The organism is Marinospirillum insulare DSM 21763, assembly GCF_000686905.1.
Taxonomy (GTDB): Bacteria; Pseudomonadota; Gammaproteobacteria; order Pseudomonadales; family Halomonadaceae; genus Marinospirillum; species Marinospirillum insulare.
In genome coordinates, this window is sequence record NZ_JMLW01000025.1 from 18213 (window position 1) to 39954 (window position 21742).

The following is a 21742-nucleotide window of genomic DNA, read 5'->3' on the forward strand; positions in this document are numbered from 1 at the left end:
GTTTCCTTTTGATGTAAAAAATAACCAGCTAAAACAACTGCAAATAGGGTTGGTCTAAAGCAAATCGCTGTTCATTAAGTAGCGAAATTTGTTCGTTCCAATAATGTTCTGTACCAAACCAAGGGAAGTTATAAGGGAAAGCAGGATCTTTCCAGCGCCTAGCTAACCAAGCACTATAGTGTAGGATTCTTAATGTTCGTAACCCTTCAATCAAGGGTAGTTCTCTAGGTGAAAAATCATAAAACTCATTATAGCCACTCATTAATTCAGATAGCTGCAGGGTTTGTTCTTGACGGTCGCCTGTTAGCATCATCCATAAGTCTTGAACCGCTGGCCCATTACGGCAATCATCTAAATCAACAATAAAAAAGCTTTCATCACGGCAGAGTAGGTTGCCAGGATGGCAATCACCATGAATACGAAGGGAGGTGAAGAGGGTTTCAGCAAACAACTGGGTGAGCCTAGTTAATAAATCTTCTACAACGGCTTCCCACTGAGAAACTAAATTTTTGGGTAGAAAGTTATTGTTAAGTAAAAATTCAAACGAAGCTTGGCCATAGGCGACTACATTGAGTTCTGGGCGCTCGATAAAAGATTTTTTTGCGCCAACAGCGTGTAAACGACCGAGTAACTGGCCTAAGCGATAAAGCTGATCTAGGTCGCCAGCCTCTGGAGCACGACCACCCCGACGCTCAAATAGGCAGAAACGAAAACCCTTGTATTCAAATAAGCTTTGGTTGTTATATTTTATGGGTGCTACTAGAGGAATATCTAACTCGGCAAGCTCAAAAGAAAGGCTGTGTTCTTCTAAAATTTGCGCATCACTCCAACGATTGGGGCGATAAAACTTAGCAATTAAAGGTGTAGCGTCTTCTATACCTACTTGGTAAACACGGTTTTCATAACTATTTAGCGTTAGTACCCGCGCATCACTTATCAAGCCAAGGCTTTCTACAGCATTTAAAACTAGGTCTGGTGTAAGCTCTGCAAATGGATGTTCGTGCATGGTTAGCTCCTAAAGGTGAGCCTAGTGTAACAGCCCACGAACTAACCTTGTTGCCTTTACATCGATTAACTCGGATAGACCTTAAATTGTTTGCAAAGGCTGTTCAGTACCTGCGTAGTGTCTTGCACCTTTTGGCTGGCAATTAATGTTTGCGAAGCTTGAGCAGCATTACTTTCAGCTAGGCGTGCAATTGCTTCAATTGACTCAGCCACTTCTTTTGCAGCCAATGCTTGCTCTTGAAGTGTGCCTTGGATATCAAGTGTGGTTTGAACCACTTTGCTAGTTTCAGTTTCTATTGCTGCAACCGATTGACCAGCGCCTTCTGCCTTGCTTACGCCTTCATCGACCTGTAAAACACTGGCTTGCATTTCTGTAACAGCTTCTTCTGTACGATTTTGTATTTGCGTCACCATATCGGATATTTCTACAGTAGACTGAGCAGTTCGCTCGGCAAGGTTGCGTACTTCGTCTGCCACCACAGCAAAACCTCTACCGTGTTCACCAGCACGCGCTGCTTCTATGGCAGCATTTAAAGCCAATAAATTGGTTTGTTCTGCAATTTCTCTAATGGTGGAAACAATTTCCCCGATCTTGTCTGATAACTGTTCTAAATCTTTTAACTTGGCTGCGGAAGTATTCACTACCCCTGCAATGGCGCTAATTTCTTTGCTGCTGGCATAGACCGCTTCGGCACCTCGTTTGGCAACTTCGCCTGCCTTATTCGATGCCGTGTGTGCTGCAGTAGCACTTGCACCTATTTGTTCAACTGAGGTGCTAAGTTCTTCAAGTGCAGCTGCCATGCTCGCAGAAGAATGGGATTGAGATGTTGCGCCTTCAGCAGTGGCTTGGCTTGCGCTAAGCATTTCTGTTGCAGCTAGGCCAAGTGAACGGCTGGATTGGCTCATTTGAAAAGCAACTTCAAGTAGGTGGTTACGCATAACTTGTACAGCATTAAACACGCCACCTATTTCATCTGCTTTTCCCATAGGAGCAGGGCCAACTAAGTTGCCAGAGCCTATTTCTAGAGCAACCGTTTTTAAATAGTTAATTCTGCGTGTTTGTTCACGCATAACTAGGTAGAGCCAGGCGCAGGCAAGAGCACCGCTGGCTAAAATAGCTAAAATGATGGGTAGTATTTTTTTATGAATCTCAGGGTCGTTTACATACGCATGGCCACCCAAGATAAAGCCGAAAGTAGCTAAGAAAAAAAAGACCATAGGTAACATGGCAGTAGGCGTTAGATTAATGCCTTGATAAAAATGTAAGAAACGCGAAGCAAGACTTTTTAGATGGTAGCCGCCTGAAAGACGATCTTTGCTTCCCGCTTGCATACGCAAATAAAGTGCAGAGGCAGCTTTTACCTCTTCGCTTGTTGGTTTCAAGCGTACACTCATATAGCCGCCATTAGCTAAAGGTGTAGCTGTTGCTTTAACCCAGTAGTGGTCTCCATTGGCACGACGATTTTTAACTATACCTTGCCAAGCTCGCCCACTTTTAAGAGTTGCCCACATATCGCGAAAAGCTTCTCTAGGCATATCTGGGTGGCGAATAATATTGTGTGGCTGACCTAGAAGTTCAGCTCGTGAAAAACCAGCATATTCTACAAAGCCATCATTCACATAGGTTATTTTTCCCTTTGCATCTGTATGGGAAATAATCGCGCAGTCAGGACGAACGGTATATTCCTTTTGCGTGACAGGTTGATTATTTTTCATAGCCAAAACCTCCTGTTTATTGACCTAGTAAGTAATTGTTTTTATAGGCTAGTTTTAGAGCGCTACTTAGAAGGGTTGAATATCCTAGGGCCAGTTTGTTAACTGGCTAGTGACTCAGGTCATAAAAATGAACTTGAAATAACTTTATCTTCAAAATATGACAGTTTGATGTAGCTATTTTGCTAAAGGAAACTCTTGTTTTAGGTGGTCTAATTCTGGTCGATGTTGCCAAGCAATGGCTTCAACTAGCTTTTCTCCTTTAGGTAGTAGGTGAATTTCTATGCAGCGTTTATCCGTTGCGGATACACGCCTTTCAACCAAACCTAATTCGCTTGAACGATCAATCAGCATAACGGTTGCATGGTGTTTAGATTGCAGCTTTTCTGCTAGTTCGCTAATGGTGGCCCATTCTCTAGCTTCAAAACCTTTAAGGTGCAGTAGCAGTAAATACTGCAAAGCTGTTAGGCCGTGGCTTTTACAAATTTCATCACTGGCTCGCTGAAAAACCCTTAGTCGGTAGCGTAAATCTGAGAGGTTTTTAAAGTCTTGCTTGCTGAGTTGAGTCATAAGAAGGTCCTTGCGTTTTTTATAAATTCGACTTGCCAATCCGTAAAAACTAGACTATAACATATATATCACGCCATGATACTTATGGAGGTTGCTATGAATATTTCAATGATTTTTGGGCTTCCCTTTTCAACACAAGGTTGGTCTGAATTACAGCTTAAAAAACTATCAATACCTCAGCTTGCTTGGTTGTTGGTTGTGCCCATGTCTTTTGTGCCGCCAGTGCTTATTTATTACGCGGGTACTCACTATGGTGACAGCTTTTTACCTGGCTTTGCTGCTAAAGATTGGCACTTTATAACCACAACTTTATTTTTGGCTGAGCTGCTCACTTTCTTTGTGATGGGCTGGCTGATTCATTCAGTGTTAGAGGGGCATGGCTTAAAAGTTAGCTATCAGGATACTTATCTTTTAGCCGCTATTGCGCCTTTACCCTTGTGGCTTGCCTCTTTTGCGTTGCTAGTACCTGTGCTGCTGTTTAATGTGCTGGTTGCAGGGTTAGCGCTGGTGTTATCAATTATTTTAGTTTACCAAGGCTGTAAGTCTTTAAGCCAAGATGCCAAAGATTCCACCCTTAGCATGTCGGCTGCCTACACAATTATTGCTGCATCGCTCTTAGCTTGGGTTTTACTCTTAGTGCTGGTTTGGGCTTATTAATACCTAAAGTTGTTTAACACATAAAAAAGGCGCTAACCTTTCGGGAAGCGCCTTTTATTTTAAGCAGAAACTTTGCTTAAGCGGTTTTAGTCGTCTAGCTCTTCTAGCAGTTCTTCAACACTGGCTAACACGTTATCTAAAGTGAAACCAAACTCTGCAAACAGCTGGTCAGCAGGTGCAGATTCACCAAAGCTTTCCATGCCAATAATCGTGCCTTCTAAACCAGCGTATTTGTACCACCAGTCTTTATGTGAAGCTTCAATCACTAAACGCGCACCCACTTGGGCAGGTAAAACTGATTGACGATATTCGGCATCTTGTTGCTCAAACACGTCGGTACTTGGCAGGCTAACAACACGAATTTTTTTGCCATCAGCAGTAAGCTTTTCAGCCGCTTGCATGGCTAAACTAATTTCTGAACCCGTAGCAATAATAATCGCTTCTGGCTCGCCTTGGCAGTCTTTTAAAATGTAACCGCCACGGGCAATATTGGCTAGCTGGGCGGCATCACGTTCTTGGTGAGGCAAGTTTTGGCGTGAGAAAATCAGCGCTGTTGGGCCAGTTTTGCGCTCTAAAGCAGACTTCCAAGCCACCGCAGTTTCAACTGCATCGGCAGGTCGCCAAACGCTCATATTCGGCGTACCACGCAAGCTGGCAAGCTGTTCAATGGGTTGGTGAGTTGGACCATCTTCACCTAGACCAATCGAATCATGGGTGAATACTTCTATGTGCTGAACACCCATTAAAGCCGCCATGCGTAGGGCGTTGCGGGCATATTCCATAAAAATTAGGAAGGTTGCACCGTAAGGAATAAAACCACCGTGCAGCGCAATGCCATTAATAATCGCTGCCATACCAAATTCACGCACACCGTAATGCAGGTAGTTGCCAGAAGCATCTTTATCAGTAATGGCTTGTGCGCCCTTCCAAAAAGTTAAGTTAGAAGGAGCAAGGTCAGCAGAGCCGCCTAGCAGTTCAGGCAAGTTAGGTGCTAATTGATTAAGAACGTTTTGGCTGGCTTTACGGCTAGCAACCGTTTCGCCAGCAGCTTGCAGTTCTTGAATGTAGGTATCCACGGAAGCAGAAAAGTCAGCAGGTAGTTCACCAGCAACACGGCGCTTAAACTCAGCGGCCAATTCTGGAAAAGCTTGTTGGTAAGCTGCAAAACGCTTATCCCAAGCAGCTTCTGCTTGCTTACCCTTTTCTTGGGCATTCCATTCAGCTGCAATCTTTTCAGGAATTTCAAACGGACCAGCAGTCCAACCTAACTGCTTACGCGTTAGAGCAATTTCATCATCACCTAGCGGTGCGCCGTGGCTGTCGGCGGTGTTGGCTTTATTGGGTGAACCAAAACCAATTTGGGTTTTACAAATAATTAGGCTAGGACGGTCGTCATTTTCACGCGCCATTTCAATCGCCGCTTTAATTTCTTCCGGTTTATGCCCATCAGCACGCAATACTTGCCAACCGTAAGCTTCAAAACGCTGGGCAGTGTTATCGGTAAACCAGCCTTCAATTTCACCGTCTATAGAAATACCGTTGTCATCATAAAAAGCAATTAATTTACCTAAGCCTAGTGTGCCAGCCAGTGAACACACCTCATGGGAAATACCTTCCATCATGCAGCCATCACCTAAAAAGGTGTAGGTATGGTGATTTACAAGGTCATGGTTAGGGCGGTTAAATTGGGCGGCTAAAGTTTTTTCTGCCAGCGCCATACCCACTGCATTAGCAATACCCTGACCCAGTGGGCCAGTGGTGGTTTCAACGCCGGGCGTGTAACCGTATTCAGGGTGACCTGGAGTTTTGCTGTGCAGCTGACGGAAGTTTTTTAAATCTTCAATGGATAAGTCATAACCCGATAAATGCAGCAGCGCATAAATAAGCATTGAACCATGGCCGTTAGAAAGAACAAAACGATCACGATCAACCCATTCAGGGTTGGTTGGGTTGTGTTTTAGGTAGTCATTCCATAACACTTCGGCGATGTCCGCCATGCCCATTGGCGCACCCGGATGGCCAGATTTAGCTTTCTGTACAGCATCCATAGCCAGTGCGCGAATAGCGTTGGCACGATCAAAACGTGAAGTCATGGGTAATACACTCCTGCCCCTAAGGGTTTATTGTCAAGACGAGTAATAAAGGGTTATGTAATTTTGCGCTATTTTCTCGCATCTAGCAGCGAGTAGCAAACTTGTATTAAGACTTCTACTAAGGAGAGGTTGCTTCATCTTTAAGCTGGGTCATTTTCAAGTGCAATCTAGGGGTGGGCTGGGTAGAATGTTATCAATATAAAAAAAGCTACTAGGAGCTGCTCTAACATGAGTGAATATTCTTTATTTACCTCGGAATCGGTTTCCGAAGGTCATCCAGACAAATTAGCCGACCAAATTTCTGATGCAGTATTAGATGCATTAATAGCGCGCGATAAACAAGCTAGGGTTGCTTGTGAAACCATGGTTAAAACTGGCGTAGCCATAGTAGGTGGCGAAATTACTACCTCGGCATGGGTTGATTTAGAAGACCTAGTGCGTGGCGTTATTAAAGATATTGGCTACAACTCCTCTGATGTGGGTTTTGATGGCGATACCTGTGGTGTGATTAATATTATTGGCAAGCAATCCGTTGATATTGCCCAAGGTGTAGACCGCCAAAGCCCAGAAGACCAAGGCGCTGGCGACCAGGGCTTAATGTTTGGTTATGCCTCGAATGAAACCGATGTGCTGATGCCAGCACCTATCACTTTAGCGCACCGCTTGGTTGAGCGTCAGGCTGAAGTGCGTAAAAGCAACCAATTAAACTGGCTGCGCCCCGATGCTAAAAGCCAAGTTACTTGCCGTTATGAAGATGGCAAGGTAGTTGGTATAGATGCCATAGTGCTTTCAACCCAGCACAACCCAGAAGTTAGCCAAAAAGACTTACAAGAAGCAGTTATGGAGCTGATTGTTAAGCAGGTGATTCCAGCCGATTTGCTAGATAAAAATACTAAGTACCACATTAATCCAACGGGTAAATTTGTGATTGGTGGCCCTGTGGGTGACTGTGGTTTAACGGGTCGTAAAATTATTGTCGATACCTACGGCGGTATGGCGCGGCATGGCGGCGGTGCTTTCTCGGGTAAAGACCCTTCTAAAGTTGACCGTTCTGCTGCTTATGCTGGTCGTTATGTGGCTAAAAATATTGTCGCCGCTGGTTTAGCAGAGCGTTGTGAAATTCAAGTTTCTTATGCGATAGGTGTTGCAGAGCCAACTTCTGTGTCGGTTAATACTTTTGGTACAGGCAAAATTTCTGAACAAAAAATTAATCAGCTAGTGCGTGAATGCTTTGATCTGCGCCCTTATGCGATTACACGTATGCTCGATTTACTGCACCCCATGTATCAGCTAACCGCTGCCTATGGCCACTTTGGTCGTGAAGCTATTGATACTAGCTACACTTGGCTTGATGATCATGGCAAAGAAATGATCGAAAACTTCACTGCCTTCCCTTGGGAAAAAACCGACCGTATTGCTGAACTAAAAGCAGCAGCGGGTCTTTAGGTTATACTGGCAGTTGGTTACGCTTTAGCGTTTTATATTTTTTGTAAGGAAAATTTTACGATGAGTGGTTTACCCAACTGCCCTAAATGTGGCTCTGAATACACTTACGATGACAGCATTCAATACGTTTGCCCTGAATGCGCCCATGAATGGTCGAAAGATGCTGTTGAGACCAGCGGCGAAGAAGAAAGAGTGTATAAAGATGCTCACGGTACTGTTTTAGTCGATGGTGACAGCATTACCGTAATTAAAGACCTAAAAGTTAAAGGCTCATCTTCTGTGGTTAAAGTAGGTACCAAGGTGAAGAATATTCGCCTAATTGAAGGTGATCACGACATTGATTGTAAAATTGATGGTATTGGACCGATGAAGTTAAAAACTGAGTTTGTTAAAAAGGCTTAGTTGGTAAATTTTTAGGTTTTAATACCCAACAAAAACCGCAGCCTTTAATTAAGTTTGCGGTTTTTTTATGCCTAAAAATTATCGCTATTTATTTTATCGCCTCAAAAGCCTGCATCACTCTGTCTCGGCTTAGCTTTAAATCCATTATAGGCGCTGGATAAGCTTGGTTTTTAAGTTCGTCACTATTGCCAAATAAGTCCCCACCTAACTTATCCATACCCAGCTTATTAACAGGCGGCTGGTGAATATCCTTGTTATTCAAATGGGCTAACTCTGGCACATAGCGGCGAATAAATTTGCCTTCTGGGTCGAAGCGTTGCGACTGGCTGTAGGGGTTAAATAAGCGGAAATAAGGCACAGCATCAGTACCAGTTGAAGCCGCCCATTGCCAACCGCCATTATTCGCAGCTAAATCACCATCAATTAAATGCTGCATGAAAAAGGCTTCACCTACCCGCCAATCTATCAGCAAGTTTTTACTTAAAAACATGGCGACTAACATTCTTAAACGGTTGTGCATCCAGCCAGTTTCTAATAGCTGGCGCATGGCGGCATCAATAATAGGAAAGCCTGTTTTTCCTGCTTTCCAGGCTTCTAAATCCCTTTGTGCTTTTGAATTTTCTAACGAGCGCCAAGCCAGTTTTTCGGTGGTAGGTTTAAAGGCGCGTCCTTTGCTGATGCGTGGAAAGCCTATTAATAAGTGCCGATAAAACTCCCGCCACACTAATTCAGAAACCCATACTCCTGCACCGGTGCTTTTATCCATAAAGCGATCTGCTGAGTGAAATTGTGCTGCGGCAATGCATTGGCGGCTAGATATTACGCCAGCAGCTAGGTAGGCAGAGATTTGGCTAGTGCCTTCTATGGCAGGAAAATCCCTTTGTTGGTCGTAGAGGTTCAATACTTCTTCACAAAAAGTTTGCAGCTTTTGGTGGGCTGCAGCTTCACCAGCTGGCCAAAGTTTAAGCTGCTGGTAGGCAGTAAATTCGGGTAAAGCATCACTGGCAAGATTAGAAGCCGCTTGAGCTGCTGGTGCAGGCAAAGGGACTAGGTGTTCTGGGCGCAGCTTGCTTATCCAGTTGCGGTAAAAGGGTGTGAAAACAGTATAGAAATCACCCTTGCCAGTGCGAATGCTACCCGGTTCAAAAATAACCTGGTCGGTAAATCGCTCTACCTTGATGCCTGCTTGGTTAAAGGCTGCAACCACTGCTGCATCGCGCTTTTGCTCATTAAATTCGTATTCATCATTAAAAAATAACCCACTAATACCTAGCTCTTGAGCAAGTTGTAGCAGCGCAGCTGGTGTAGCATTAAAGTCTGCAACAGAGAGTAGTTTTAGCGGAATATTTAAAGTGGCTAATTGCTTTTGTAAGGCATAAAGGTTGCTAAGCACAAAAGCGGTTTTTAAATGACCCCAGCTATGTGCTTGCCACTGCTGCGGGGAATAAACAAACACGGCTAGCACTTCACCCTGCTGCGAAGCTTTAAAAAGGGCAAGGTTGTCTTCTAGGCGTAAATCATTACGCAACCATACTAGTTGTCGGGGCATTTTTTTCTCAATAATGGGTAATAAAAATAATTAACCTAGTTTAACCAATTGCTGACCTAGTTTATCGCCTGAAAGCCATGCGGCTTCAGCTTGGTTAGCAAAACTATAGTGGACTAGTTCAGTTGAACAGTAGTCACCACAGAGATTGATGCCAAGAGAAGAGTCTTGTAAATAAGCCAAATTTAAAGGCTTAGCTGTAAAGGCATAAAGCCAGCGGTGGGCTTCCAATAACAAAGGCTGTTTAGGTATCGATAAAGCAACATCATTGCACCAGAGGGCAAAGAGTTTATCTGCAATGACTTGCTGGGTTAAATTCAGGTGTTTTTTGCTCCACTGGGTAGAAGCTTCCACTACCCACTTTTGTAATTCGCCTTCTTGCTCTGGCTTAGTGTTAAGTAAAGTCCAGCGGCGTAGAGGTGAAGCAGCAGAGCTATTAGTTTGAGTGTGGTTGGTTACCTTGACGGCTTCAGGCAAAGCAAAATAAGCCACCCAACTGGGGGATTGTTCAACCTGTTCTAGCTGGTTAGATAATGCAGTACTGTGATACTTAATTAACGGTAAAGCTTGCGCAGCAGGTAGAGCTAAAGTGACCTGTTGATAAGGACCATACAAATCACCTAGCTGATCTTCTAGCCACCAGTCAGTTGCTTTTTTATGCAGCAAAACAATGCGTTTAGCTAAGTGAAGCTTTAAACCACTGCTTAGTTGGCGGGTTAAACCGCTCATGCGAGGTGAGCCATAAAAGGTGCTTTGATCATCACTAGCAACCCAACCTTGATTTTGCCACAAAGCTAGTTGCTCAATAAACTCAGGTGTAACAGCATTTAATTGCTGGCAGCCTAAATCAAAGGTGGTATTTAAGCGGCGGCGGCTACTTAAACGCCCGCCTGCACCACGAGATTTTTCAAAAACCTCTACCTGCTGACCTGCAGCGTGTAAACGTCTAGCGCAGGCTAATCCGGCTAAGCCTGCACCAATAATTGCGTGAGAAGATGTTTTCATAAATTTAGCTTTGCTAGGTATATTGTTAAAGTATGATATAACAAGTTGAGCTTAAACTTATAACGGTAGAGGTAATTATGCGTATTTTGATAACCGGCGGCACAGGGTTTATTGGTAAGACGCTGTGTCCTCTATTAGCAAGCCAAGGACACGAGTTAGTTTTATGGACACGACAGCTTAAACCTAAGTTGCCAGAAGGGGTGATAGACTATGTACATGAATTAAGTGAATTAGAAGAAAACTCTATACAAGCAGTGATTAACCTAGCCGGTGCGGGTATCGCCGATAAACGTTGGTCAGAAGAACGTAAGCAGCTGCTTATTAGCTCCCGTGTAAAAACCACTGAGTTATTAGTGGAGTGGATGGAAGCGCAATCTATAAAACCTGAAGTTTTAATATCAGCTTCGGCAGTGGGTTATTACGGTGAACAGGGTAGTGAAAGGGTAACAGAGCAAACTCAACCCGTTGCAGGTTTTACTCATGATTTATGTGCCGCTTGGGAGGCTGCTGCCTTAACAGCTGAAAAGTTGGGTATAAGGGTTTGTTTAGTGCGTACCGGTGTGGTGTTAGGTCAAGGTGGCGGCTCTTTGGCTAAAATGCTACCCGCTTTTCGTTTAGGTTTGGGTGGCAGATTAGGCAGTGGCCAGCATTGGTTCCCATGGATTCATTTAGACGATATGGCAAAAATTTATGCTTGGTTGTTAAAGAATGAACAAGCTAGCGGAGTGTTTAATGCCAGTGCGCCTAACCCTGTGACTAATGCAGAGTTTACTAAGGCTTTAGGTAAGGCTTTGAACCGCCCGACTATTTTTCCTATGCCAGAAGCGGTATTAAAAGTGTTGTTTGGTGAAATGGCCGAGCTACTCTTGGTGAGTGCTAAAATGCTACCCGAACAGCTTGAAAAAGAGGGTTTTGAGTTTATTTACCCAGACTTAGAGAGGGCATTAGAAAAAAGCGTTTAACGCACTATACCCAGCCCAATTCTTAGGATTGGGCCAACTTTTTGGTCGTAACTTAACATGCTTTCACCATAGCCTTGGAAGTATTGAAGGTATAAAAAACCACCTGTACGTATAGATATGGGTGTTCTGATGGGGTAGGTAAGATCAGCCTGCACACTGTAACGGCCTGCTTTTCCTTGGCGATAAAGGGTGTTGATTCCCCAGCTATCTTCATTACCATAGCGTAGGTTTAAATCAACATAGCCACGATAGTCAGCAATATCCTCATTAAACTCTCCTTTACTTAGGTAGTATGAAAAGCGCGGAAATAAAATTAATGAGCTATCGGCTAAAGGAAATCCCCAAATAGGTTGAATAAATAAAGCATCCATACTACGGGATACCTCATCAGCTTGACCATTAGACTCATGAGCATAACCAAAAGCTAACAAATCATACACAGGGCTTTTATCTAAGGTGAAATAGAAAGAGGGCTTGTAGCTAGTGTCTTCAAAGGGTAAAGAGTCTTTAGACCAATTCCATAAACTGGTTTGAGTGTAAGAAAGGTGAAAGCTATCTAGCCAAGGAGCTAGCTCTACTAACGAAGACTGTTGATCAAATACTTTGTATTTAAAGCTAAATTGAAAGCGTGCTTTGACGTCTTCACCGTACTCACCGCCAGCAATTAAGTACATGGGTTCAAAAACACTTAAAGCAGATTGTTCGGAGGTTTGAAAGCAACCCACAATAGACTCGGCGCAGCTAGGTTCCTTGGCTAGTAATAAATTAGGCAGGGCAAAGAGTAATAAGCTACTGAATAAAGCTAAAGAGCGCATTCTAGCCCTGCCATTGGTTCATTTTATTCTTGCCCACCTGCAACAATCACTCTAAGAGCATCTAGTCTTAAGCTAGCAGCATTTAAGGCTAGATCTAGCTGCTTACGTTCTTCTACTAGTTGTTCAACTTCTGCATTGCGGACTGCTGGGTTATTTTTTTGTAATGCTGTTAAGCGTGCTATTTCTGGGTCAAGCAAATCACGCATATCTTGTTGTGCAATTTCTAGCATCGAAGGTAGTTCTTCTTCAGCTAGGTTTTCTGCTTTATCTAGCAGTTCACGTAGTTGTTCTTTACGTAGCTTAACCACTTCACGTGCTAAGCCCTTTTTCATTCTAACTAGCTGGCGTGATAAGCCTTTGAACTTAACCTTATTGCTCAGGTTGTTGCCCTGCCCATCTAATAATAATCGTAGGCTTTGAGGAGGTAGGTAGCGGTTTATATCTAAGCCTGCTTGTTGTGCTGTTTCTAAACAAAAGAAAACTTCGATTAACAGTGTACCAGCAGGCAGCGCAGGGTTTTTTAAGAGAGCGACGGTAACATTGCCTTGAACGGTGCTAGTGGCAGCCTCTAAACAGTTGCGGGTTAAGGGGTGTTCCCAAGTTAAAAAGTGTAGGTCATCACGCGCTAAGGCTTTGTCACGCAAGAAGGTACCCGAGCTGCCTTCTTCCATATCAAAATGCACATCGCTAAAAATAGCTGTGTCAGATTCTTGCCCAGGCTTTAAGTACCAGGTATTGGCATCTAGATCTTCATTTTGAATGCGGTAAACATCTAAGGCAACTTCTAGGTAATTTCTTAGCTCTTTATCCATTTCATCATCCGCTAGTTGTTCAACTAGCTCGGCTGATACTTCTGGACGGTGTGAAGCCAGTTCTAAAAGACGATGGCGACCTGCTTCTAGTTCTATTTCTGCTGCTTGGCGAGTGGCTTTAACTTCAGGTAAAAAGTCATCAGCGTCTAAAATACCTTCTAATAAATTATGCAGTTCTTCTTGGTATTGCTGCCAAAGGGTTGCACCCACAGGGCGAGGGTGGCTGAATTGGTCTAAGCCTTCTTCACCACACCAAGCTAGCCAAGGTTCCTGAGGCGTATCCGTTAAGTAGGGCAGATGAATTTTAACTGTTTCTGTTTGACCAATTCTGTCTAAACGCCCTATGCGTTGCTCTAATAAATCTGGGTGAGCTGGTAAATCAAATAAAATTAGGTGATGAGCAAATTGGAAGTTGCGTCCTTCACTACCTATTTCTGAGCAAATTAAAAGGGGTGCGCCATCTTCGTCATCAGCAAACCAAGCTGCTGCTCGGTCACGCTCAATCAGCGGCATGTCCTCATGGAAAACTGCTGCCAAAATACCTGCTCTACGGCGAAGAGCATCAACTAGGTCTAGAGCAGTGTCAGCATGGGCACATATCAGTAGAATCTTCTCATTGTTTAGTTCGCTGAGTTTTTCAAGCAACCAATCAACCCTGGGATCAAAATTCCACCAATCTCCTTCTTCACGCTTTTGAATTGCATAAAGGCGCTCAGGGTAAAGTCCTGCATAGGGCCAATCTTGCCCTGTTAGGGCTGAAGCCATCATTTGTTTATGTGGCTCGTCATACTCATTTAATACTTCTTTATAAACGGCTGGGCAATCTAAGGCGACAGGGAAAACCTTGCGCTCTGGAAAGCCAGGAACACTGGCACGGCGATTACGGAATAAAACCCGTCCTGTGCCATAACGATCAAGTAGCTGTTCAGTTAATTGCTGGCGTGCAGAGTCGCGTTGCTCATCGCTTGTATGCGGGTTGTCGAGTAAATCTAGCAGGGCAAGGCTATCACCACTTAACCGCTCTTGTAAGGCGGTTAAATCTTCAGCTTTTAAAGGCTCTTGTGCCTCTAGTCGAGCTATGGCTGTAGCGCAGCTACGATAGCCCTCCTCCTCAGCTAAAAAGCCTTCCAAGCTAGGGTAGCGAGCTGGGTCTAGTAGTTGTAGCTGGGCAAAAAAACCAGCTTCACCTGATTGCTCTGGTGTGGCTGTTAATAATAATAGCCCGGGGGTAGGTTCTGCTAGCTGACGTACCCTTTCATATTCTGGGCTAGCTGAATGGGGCGACCAGCGTAGATGGTGTGCTTCATCAACTATGAGTAAGTCCCAATCTTCTGCAAGCGCTTGCTGCATGGCTGCTTCATCCTGGGTTAACCAATTAATACTCGCTAAGGCGATAGTGGCATCAGCAAAAGGAGCGCCAGTGGCTTGAGCGCGGTCCGCATCAACGAGAGTAACGGGTAAACCAAAGCGGCGTAGCAATTCAACTAACCACTGATGACACAGGCTGCCGGGTACTAAAATTAACGCACGGCGAGCACGGCCAGTCACTAGCTGTTGGTGCAAAATTAAACCAGCTTCGATGGTTTTACCTAAACCTACTTCATCGGCAAGTAAGACTCTAGGTGCTAGGCGGCGACCTACTTCATGGGCAATATAAAGCTGGTGAGGAATTAGCCCAACCCTAGGGCCACGCAAACCACGCAAAGGGTCTTTGGCTAAACGGGTTTGTGCCTGACGACTTAGCGCCCTAAGCATAAACTCATTATTGCGGTCGATTTGTCCAGTTAGTAGCCGTTCCCTTGGGCCCTGAAATTGCACCTGATGTGCTAACTGGGTTTCCATTAGTTCAAGCGGTTCACCCTCATTAGAAGAGCCAAGGTAAATAAGCAAACCATCAATGGCTTCTGTTGCAGTCACTCGCATAGTCCAGCCATCTTGGTGAGTAACCTGGTCACCTTCGCTGAATACTACCCGGGTTAAAGGAGCTGTCGAGGTGGAGTAGGTGCGAGTTTCACCATTGTGGTTAAACAAAAGGGTTACACTGCGTCTATCGCACTGCAAAATTGTACCCAACCCTAGTTCAATTTCGGCATCGCTGATCCAGCGTTGTCCAGGAATAAAAGTGGAGAGTTGGGTAGAAGTAGCAGGCATCAAAAAAAGCTCCTAAAGCAACGGATAGATAAACGCGGGGCGCTATTCTAGCGGATTCAGTAAGCTAGCCCAAGGTGAATAGCTGTTTAATTAATTTGTATAAAATTAACTGAGTCACCAGGCTGAATATTACTACCCGGGGGCAGCACAGCTAAGGCATTAGCCCAGGTGACAGAGCTCAGCACACCTGAGTTTTGATTAGGGTAGGCATCTAGCTGCCATTCTCCTTCAACTTGCTTGGCTTTCACTCTAAGGTATTCTTGGCGAACTTGTGTTAGCGCAGTAAAGTTGGCGATACCTTTAAACAATGCTTCCTCTTGCGCTGCAGCACTACCACTGAGTTTACCTAGTAGTGGGCGTAAAAAAATTTGTGCACCAATAAAAGTAGAAACAGGGTTGCCTGGTAAACCAAGAAAGATCACCCCTTTAATTTCACCAAAAGCCAATGGTTTACCCGGTTTCATAGCAATGCGCCACAAACCAAGCTTACCTATTTTTTCAACCACTGGTTTAATGTGGTCTTCTTCGCCAACCGAAACACCCCCTGTGGATAAAATAAGGTCAGCATTTTCAGATGCTTTTAATAAAGCCTGCTCGGTTGCTTCAAACGTATCTGCAACCCTTTCCATTTGAATAACCTCTGCCCCCAAATCTTCTAATAGGCTAGTTAAAAGTGGTTGGTTAGAGTTATAAATTTGTCCTGGTTCGAGTGGCTCACCAGCTGCTACTAATTCGTCTCCACTGGCTAACAAAGCTACTTTGGGGCGGCGTAAAACAGCTATTTTTGCTAAACCTAAACTGGCAAGCAAACCTAGGTGGCGGTAATCAAGGCGAGTGCCTGCAGCCAGTACGAGGTTTCCTTGTTTTAAATCTTGCCCTAAAGGACGTACATTTTGACCTGACACTAAGTTTTCGGGAATAATAGCCCGACCCTGCTCATCCAGCGTGACCTCTTCTTGCATAACAACTGTATTTGCACCGGCTGGAATTTCTGCACCAGTAAAAATACGAGCGCAAGTTCCAGCCTGTAAAGGACTAGGGCTAGCACCTGCAGTAATCCGCTGTGAAATAACCAGTGGTTGACCACGGTCAGCATAAGCCAGCGCATAACCATCCATGCTGGAGTTGTCAGCAGGTGGAACATTAATGGGCGCTAGCAAATCAGCTGCTAAAATACGTTTGTCAGCTTTAAGTAGGGTAAGCTGCTCGCTTTCTTGTAAAGGTGTAATCTGCTCTAGAATTTTCTCTAAAGCTTGAGCGACTGGCATGAGTTTAGGTGAGCTGGTCATTTTGTTACTTCCTTAACCTTGTTAAATTTCTATCACTGAGCATAGCAAATTAAGCCACTGAAAAACTTTTGAACAGCCAGTGTTTTAATAACTGCTAAGGGCCATTGATCCAGCCCAATACATCTAAAGCAAGGGTTGGTTAGTCTGTTTTAATCAAATTTAAATGCTTGGAGGCATAATGGTGAGACTGCGTAAGGTGCAGCCAAGGCAACTCATAGTAGGTGATAGAGCACCCCTCAATATTTATACTCGCAACCGTGTGTTGCTACTTGCGCGCGGGTCTTTAGTTGAGAGTAAGCAACAAACAGAATCATTGCTTTCAATGGGTTATTACGACCCAGATGAAAAGACAATTACGCGTGACGCGGATGCTCCCAGCTTTAAAGGGCAAAGCTACACTGCTGAAGTGAACCCTTTTCTAGACTTAGAAGCGTTTTACACTAGCTTGTTTAAAATAGCTCAAGATTTGAAAGAGGGGCGTAAACCTACAGCAGTTGAATCAACCGTGCTACGCATTGCTAAAGAACTTTTGCAGATAGCTAATAACGCGCCTAATGCATTGCTAGGAGCTGCTCACTGGCCAAAAAAACTACCTTCAGCCAGCTTAATGAATAGCCTACGTTGTGCGGTTGTTATTGCCGTAGTGGCAGACAAACTTAAGTTATCTGCTGAAATTGCAGAGGCAACGGTTTGTGCAGCCTTAACTGCCAATATTAGTATGTTGGAGCTACAAGAAAAACTAAATAACCAGCAAGAACCTTTAGATGCGATTCAAAAAAGTCGTATTTTTGCACACCCAGAAAAATCCGTATTTCTATTACAGAGCTTAGGTGTAACCAATAGCCTATGGCTAGAAGCAGTAGAGCAACACCATGAAAGGCTAGATGGTTCAGGCTATCCAAAAAAACTCCAAGGTGAAGCTATTAGCACTCCAGCACGCTTAATTGCTCTAGCAGATAGCTATACAGCCATGACTGTTTGGCGGGAATACCGACCTTTACTAACACCTCGGCAGGCAATGCGAGAAATGCTAGGTGAAGAACAAGAACTGCTAGATAAAAAACTAGGGCAGGTCTTTTTAAGTCAGTTGGGTATTTATCCTCCAGCTAGTCTAGTGTCCCTAGCTAATGGTGATACTGCTGTTGTTATTGAGCGGGGAATAAAAATTAACGAGCCTATTTGTGCGGCTATTCGTGGTTCTGGAGGTCAAAGTTACTTACCACCCCCTAGAAGGGATAGCAGCAACCCTGATTATGCAATCCAAAAAATGCTTAATCAGGAGATGCTAAAGAAAATTCAGCCTTTTCTTTTTTGGGACATTCAAGTCAGCAAAAAGCTTAAAAGTTAAGCTAATCCACGGGTACTAAGCGTAACTCCTTGGGCATAGAAAAAGTAATATTTTCTGGGCGGCCAGGCAACTCTTGGGGCGGCTTAGCTCCCCAGCTAATAAGCTGTTTAATGACATCACCCACTAGTATTTCTGGAGCAGAAGCCCCGGCAGTAATACCTATGCTTTCTGCAGAAGCTAACCACTCTTTTTGAAGATCATTAACACCATCAATTAAAAAGGCTTTAGCACCCATGCGTTCTGCTAACTCACGCAAACGGTTAGAGTTAGAGCTATTAGGACTGCCCACTACCAAGACTAAATCAGATGTTTCTGCTAGTGTTTTTACTGCATCTTGACGGTTTTGAGTGGCATAACAAATATCATCTTTGCGTGGCCCAGTAATTTTAGGAAAGCGCTGGCGCAATGCATCAATAACCCGAGCCGTATCGTCCATAGATAAAGTAGTTTGCGTTACATAAGCAAGGTTGTCAGGGCTATTTACCTCTAAGCTAGCAACATCAGCTTCACTTTCTACTAAATAAATGTGCCCGCCATGGCTAGTATCGTAACGCCCCATCGTGCCTTCAACTTCTGGGTGGCCAGCATGACCAATCAAAACACAGTCTTGACCCAGGCGTGCGTACCTTAAAACCTCCATGTGCACTTTAGTAACCAGAGGGCAGGTGGCATCAAAAACCTTTAGGTTACGTTGTTCCGCTTCTTGTTCAACGGCATGAGAAACGCCATGAGCAGAAAAAATAACAATCACGTCATCAGGAATTTCATCTAGCTCATCTACAAAAACCGCTCCCCGCTCCTTTAGTGTTTCTACCACAAAACGGTTATGAACCACTTCGTGGCGAACATAGATAGGTGGACCAAACACATCCAGCGCTCGGTTAACTATTTCAATGGCTCGATCAACACCGGCACAAAAGCCACGAGGGTTTGCTAACTGAATGCTTTTGCTCATAATCTATTTATACCTATATTACTGAAGTGTTACTGGAGTAACGTCCATAATTTCAACTTTAAACGTTAGCGTGCGCCCAGCTAAAGGGTGGTTAAAGTCAACCTCAACTTGGCGCTCGTTAATTTCAAGTATAACGCCAGGTAGCTCACCACCAGACTTGTCGGTAAAACCAACAATCATCCCTTCCTCTAGTTCATCAATATTAGAGAAAGTAGAAAGTGCTAGCTGCTGGATATTACTAGGGTTGTGTTGACCAAAGGCTTGCTCGGGTAACACAGTAAAAGATTTTTTATCACCGGCTTGTAAACCCTGGAGACAAGACTCAAAGCCTTCGGGTAGGTTGCCATTACCATAGGTTAGTGTGGCAGGCTCCTTTTCAAAAGTAGAGTCTACGGTTTCACCGTCTTCTAGAAGCAGAGCAAAATGCAGCTTAACCTGAGTACCTTCGCTAATTTTTAAGTTATTCATGACGTTTTCCAACCAAATAATAAAAGTAAACTTTAGCATGATTGCCAAAAAGTTACTGTAAGTAGAGGTGTCTACTAAGCTAGACTCCTAGTATGCTTAGGTGAAAAAATAGCTTTATGAGTAAAACATAATTTAAGACTAATATTTTTTATATAAGTTAAGTATTATTGCTAAATGTAACCTAACATGCAGAAGCATTGAACGGTTTTAACTTGCTGATCGGAGAAATAATATGAGTAAAGCTAGTCAGCCATCAGGACTATTTAGCTGGACACTAGGAAAACAAATTCTAGCAGGTTTTGTTGCAGTGCTTGCCATACTAACGGTGCTGGGCATCACAGCAATTGTAAACCTAAATGAAATACGCGATAAGTTTGAAGGGTTGCTGCAAGCAACCCAAGTAGAGCGCTATGCCTATTTGACCATTATGGATGAAAAAAATTACCTTTTAGAAGGCAAGGAAGCAACTCACCAAAGCGCACTTAACAACATGGGTGTGATCATCAAAGCGCTAGATAAAATTGATGCAACCAGTGATGACCAAGATTTATTGCAACGATCAAAAGCCGCCAGAAATGGCACTAACGAGTATCGTCAAGGCTACGATGCTGGAGTGAAAGCTCTACAAGCCAACCAAGCAGCTGTAGACCTAATGATAAAAAACGGCTTAAAAGTTGCTGAGCTAGCCGAGAACCAATACCAAAAAGAAGCTTCTAGCGCTGCTTTAGGGGTTTGGGTGACAGCCTTAGAAATTATGAAGCATGAAAAAGAAGAACGTATTCATGCAGACCGAACTCACTACCAAGCAATGCTAGATTTACGCAAAGAGCTTACTGCTTATTTTAATCAGTTAGACCCACGGCATACCGATACAGCCGTTAATGAAGCGCGCCTTGCTACCAATGAATATTTTGAAGCAGCCGCAGCCTGGATAGCTAATGATGACAAGCTAACCAAAGAAATTTTGCCGCGCATGGCTTCTTTAGGCCAAGACGTTATTAGACAAGCAGAAGGTGCCGCTCAAGAAGGTGCTGCACAAATGATTGAAACCCAAAACTCCAGTATTCGCATTATTACTATTGGTGTTTTTGTCGCCATCTTGGTTGGCCTAGCTTTGGGTATGATTCTATCGCGCTTAATTAGCCGACCATTAATTGATGGTGTCAACTTTGCTAAAGCTATAGCCGCTGGTGACCTAACTCAGCGTATAGACCCTAAACATTTACGCCGTTCAGATGAGATTGGTGGTTTAGCGGTGGCACTTCAAGAAATGGCAGATCACCTAAATAGCTTAATTAGCGGTATTAAAGAATCTGTTAGCAGTATAGGTACAGCGGCTAGTGAAATTGCCGCGGGTAACTCAGACTTATCTCAGCGTACCGAAGAGCAAGCCTCAAGCCTGGAAGAAACAGCATCCAGCCTAGAAGAGCTAACTTCTACTGTAAGGCAAAACGCAGATAACGCCCGTCAAGCTAATCAGTTATCAGCAGCAGCTAACGAAGAAGCAGTAACCGGTGGTGAAAAAGTACGTGAAACAGTAACCAAAATGAATGAATTATCTGCCAGTGCTGCGAAGATGAGCGAAATCATAACTGTTATTGACGGTATTGCCTTCCAAACCAATATTTTAGCTTTGAATGCCGCAGTTGAAGCAGCACGTGCTGGTGAACAAGGGCGTGGTTTTGCAGTGGTTGCAAGTGAAGTGCGCTCTTTAGCACAACGCTCTGCAGCAGCAGCAAAAGAGATTCAAGACCTAATTAAGTTAGATGGCGAGATAGTTAGCGCAACCAGCCAAATGGTGAATGAGTCTGGCGAAAGCATGGAGCAAATTATTGGTTCAGTTAGACGCGTAACCGATATTATGGGTGAAATAGCAGCGGCTTCTGATGAGCAAAGCCAAGGTATTGAACAGGTTAACCAAGCCGTTATGCAAATGGATGGAGTAACCCAGCAAAACGCTGCCTTAGTTGAAGAAGCGGCAGCAGCAGCTGAGTCATTAGAGGAGCAGGTGGTTTCTTTAGATGAAGCTGTCGCTGTCTTTCATATTGCTAACGCTAGTCAAGTTAAAGCAAGAAGCAATACATTAGCAGCAGAACCCCAGCTAGCAGCAAATAAACCCAAAGCAGCAGTTAACAAATCCAAGCCAACTGAAGCTAAAAGACCAGCGGCTTGGATTCAACTTGCTAGTGCAACAGCCTGTAATTCTTCAAACAATACTTCATTTGGTGTTTTCATTCCAAGTGTTTTCCTAGGTCGGTTATTTAAACGATGCATAATGAATTCAAAATGCTCATCATCTAAGTGCTTAAAGCATGAACCTTTGGGGCAGTATTGACGTATTAAGCCATTTGTATTTTCATTCAATCCACGTTGCCAAGAAGCATAAGGGTCTGCAAAGTAAAAGTCACAATTCAGTGCTTTTGCAATGGCTTGATGCTCAGCAAACTCTTTACCATTATCTGCCGTTAGAGTATGTACTAAACCAACAGAAGCAAAGGGTGTTAA

17 protein-coding genes and 1 pseudogene are annotated in these 21742 nt (G+C 43.9%); 6 read left to right on the forward strand and 12 right to left on the reverse strand.

Annotation, left to right across the window (positions count from 1 at the left end):
• Positions 1–28: 28 nt before the first annotated feature.
• The 3 genes from BP27_RS0110550 to BP27_RS0110560 form a co-directional block, all read right to left on the reverse strand.
• Positions 29–1006: a serine/threonine protein kinase gene (locus BP27_RS0110550; protein ID WP_027851527.1), complete on the reverse strand. Its 978-nt coding sequence runs from the start codon at positions 1004–1006 to the stop codon at positions 29–31.
• A gap of 65 nt (positions 1007–1071) precedes the next feature.
• A complete protein-coding gene (locus tag BP27_RS0110555) occupies positions 1072–2721 on the reverse strand; it encodes a methyl-accepting chemotaxis protein (RefSeq protein WP_027851528.1) in 1650 nt (549 codons plus the stop codon).
• Between the two features lie 174 nt (positions 2722–2895).
• Positions 2896–3288, reverse strand: coding sequence for a MarR family winged helix-turn-helix transcriptional regulator (locus BP27_RS0110560; RefSeq protein WP_027851529.1), 393 nt, complete (start codon positions 3286–3288; stop codon positions 2896–2898).
• 96 nt (positions 3289–3384) lie between these two features.
• On the opposite strand from BP27_RS0110560, the gene BP27_RS0110565 reads away from it, so the two are divergent.
• Positions 3385–3945, forward strand: coding sequence for a YIP1 family protein (locus tag BP27_RS0110565; protein WP_027851530.1), 561 nt, complete (start codon positions 3385–3387; stop codon positions 3943–3945).
• Between the two features lie 86 nt (positions 3946–4031).
• Here the strand turns inward: BP27_RS0110565 and tkt are convergent, their stop codons facing one another.
• A complete protein-coding gene (gene tkt, locus BP27_RS0110570; RefSeq protein WP_027851531.1) occupies positions 4032–6038 on the reverse strand; it encodes a transketolase in 2007 nt (668 codons plus the stop codon).
• A gap of 228 nt (positions 6039–6266) precedes the next feature.
• Between tkt and metK the strand changes: the two genes are divergently transcribed.
• The gene (gene metK / locus BP27_RS0110575) at positions 6267–7484 is read left to right on the forward strand and encodes a methionine adenosyltransferase (protein WP_027851532.1); all 1218 of its coding nucleotides are present in this window, start codon (positions 6267–6269) and stop codon (positions 7482–7484) included.
• 60 nt (positions 7485–7544) lie between these two features.
• Positions 7545–7886 (forward strand): zinc ribbon domain-containing protein YjdM, encoded by a 342-nt coding sequence (locus tag BP27_RS0110580; protein ID WP_027851533.1) that lies wholly within the window; start codon positions 7545–7547, stop codon positions 7884–7886.
• 88 nt (positions 7887–7974) lie between these two features.
• Here BP27_RS0110580 and phrB read toward each other — a convergent pair whose 3' ends face one another.
• Positions 7975–9435 (reverse strand): deoxyribodipyrimidine photo-lyase, encoded by a 1461-nt coding sequence (phrB, locus tag BP27_RS0110585; protein WP_036240066.1) that lies wholly within the window; start codon positions 9433–9435, stop codon positions 7975–7977.
• Positions 9436–9465: 30 nt separating this feature from the next.
• Positions 9466–10437 (reverse strand): NAD(P)/FAD-dependent oxidoreductase, encoded by a 972-nt coding sequence (locus tag BP27_RS0110590; protein ID WP_027851535.1) that lies wholly within the window; start codon positions 10435–10437, stop codon positions 9466–9468.
• 77 nt (positions 10438–10514) lie between these two features.
• On the opposite strand from BP27_RS0110590, the gene BP27_RS0110595 reads away from it, so the two are divergent.
• Entirely contained in the window at positions 10515–11399 is an 885-nt protein-coding gene (locus BP27_RS0110595) for a TIGR01777 family oxidoreductase (protein WP_027851536.1), read from the forward strand.
• Here the strand turns inward: BP27_RS0110595 and BP27_RS15990 are convergent.
• From BP27_RS15990 to BP27_RS0110610, 3 genes are all read right to left on the reverse strand, one after another.
• On the reverse strand, positions 11396–12214 hold the full coding sequence (locus tag BP27_RS15990) for a phospholipase A (RefSeq protein WP_051610516.1): 819 nt from the start codon (positions 12212–12214) through the stop codon (positions 11396–11398). The two genes, BP27_RS0110595 and BP27_RS15990, sit on opposite strands and share 4 nt — an antisense overlap.
• Positions 12215–12237: 23 nt before the next feature.
• Positions 12238–15177 (reverse strand): RNA polymerase-associated protein RapA, encoded by a 2940-nt coding sequence (gene rapA / locus BP27_RS0110605; RefSeq protein WP_036240069.1) that lies wholly within the window; start codon positions 15175–15177, stop codon positions 12238–12240.
• Between the two features lie 86 nt (positions 15178–15263).
• The gene (locus BP27_RS0110610) at positions 15264–16466 is read right to left on the reverse strand and encodes a molybdopterin molybdotransferase MoeA (RefSeq protein WP_027851538.1); all 1203 of its coding nucleotides are present in this window, start codon (positions 16464–16466) and stop codon (positions 15264–15266) included.
• 178 nt (positions 16467–16644) lie between these two features.
• Here BP27_RS0110610 and BP27_RS16795 point away from each other — a divergent pair, with 178 nt between their 5' ends.
• Positions 16645–17814, forward strand: coding sequence for an HD-GYP domain-containing protein (locus BP27_RS16795; RefSeq protein WP_051610517.1), 1170 nt, complete (start codon positions 16645–16647; stop codon positions 17812–17814).
• A gap of 1 nt (position 17815) precedes the next feature.
• Here the strand turns inward: BP27_RS16795 and ispH are convergent, their stop codons facing one another.
• Positions 17816–18769, reverse strand: a complete 954-nt coding sequence (ispH, locus tag BP27_RS0110620; RefSeq protein ID WP_036240070.1) for a 4-hydroxy-3-methylbut-2-enyl diphosphate reductase — start codon at positions 18767–18769, stop codon at positions 17816–17818.
• Positions 18770–18787: 18 nt separating this feature from the next.
• The gene (gene fkpB, locus BP27_RS0110625; RefSeq protein WP_027851540.1) at positions 18788–19237 is read right to left on the reverse strand and encodes an FKBP-type peptidyl-prolyl cis-trans isomerase; all 450 of its coding nucleotides are present in this window, start codon (positions 19235–19237) and stop codon (positions 18788–18790) included.
• A 1120-nt stretch (positions 19238–20357) separates the two neighbouring features.
• On the opposite strand from fkpB, the pseudogene BP27_RS17430 reads away from it, so the two are divergent.
• Positions 20358–21173, forward strand: a pseudogene (locus BP27_RS17430) (methyl-accepting chemotaxis protein); the annotation flags it as partial.
• 239 nt (positions 21174–21412) lie between these two features.
• Here BP27_RS17430 and BP27_RS17145 read toward each other — a convergent pair.
• On the reverse strand, positions 21413–21742 hold a 330-nt coding region (locus BP27_RS17145), incomplete at its 5' end, for an IS30 family transposase (protein WP_150112052.1).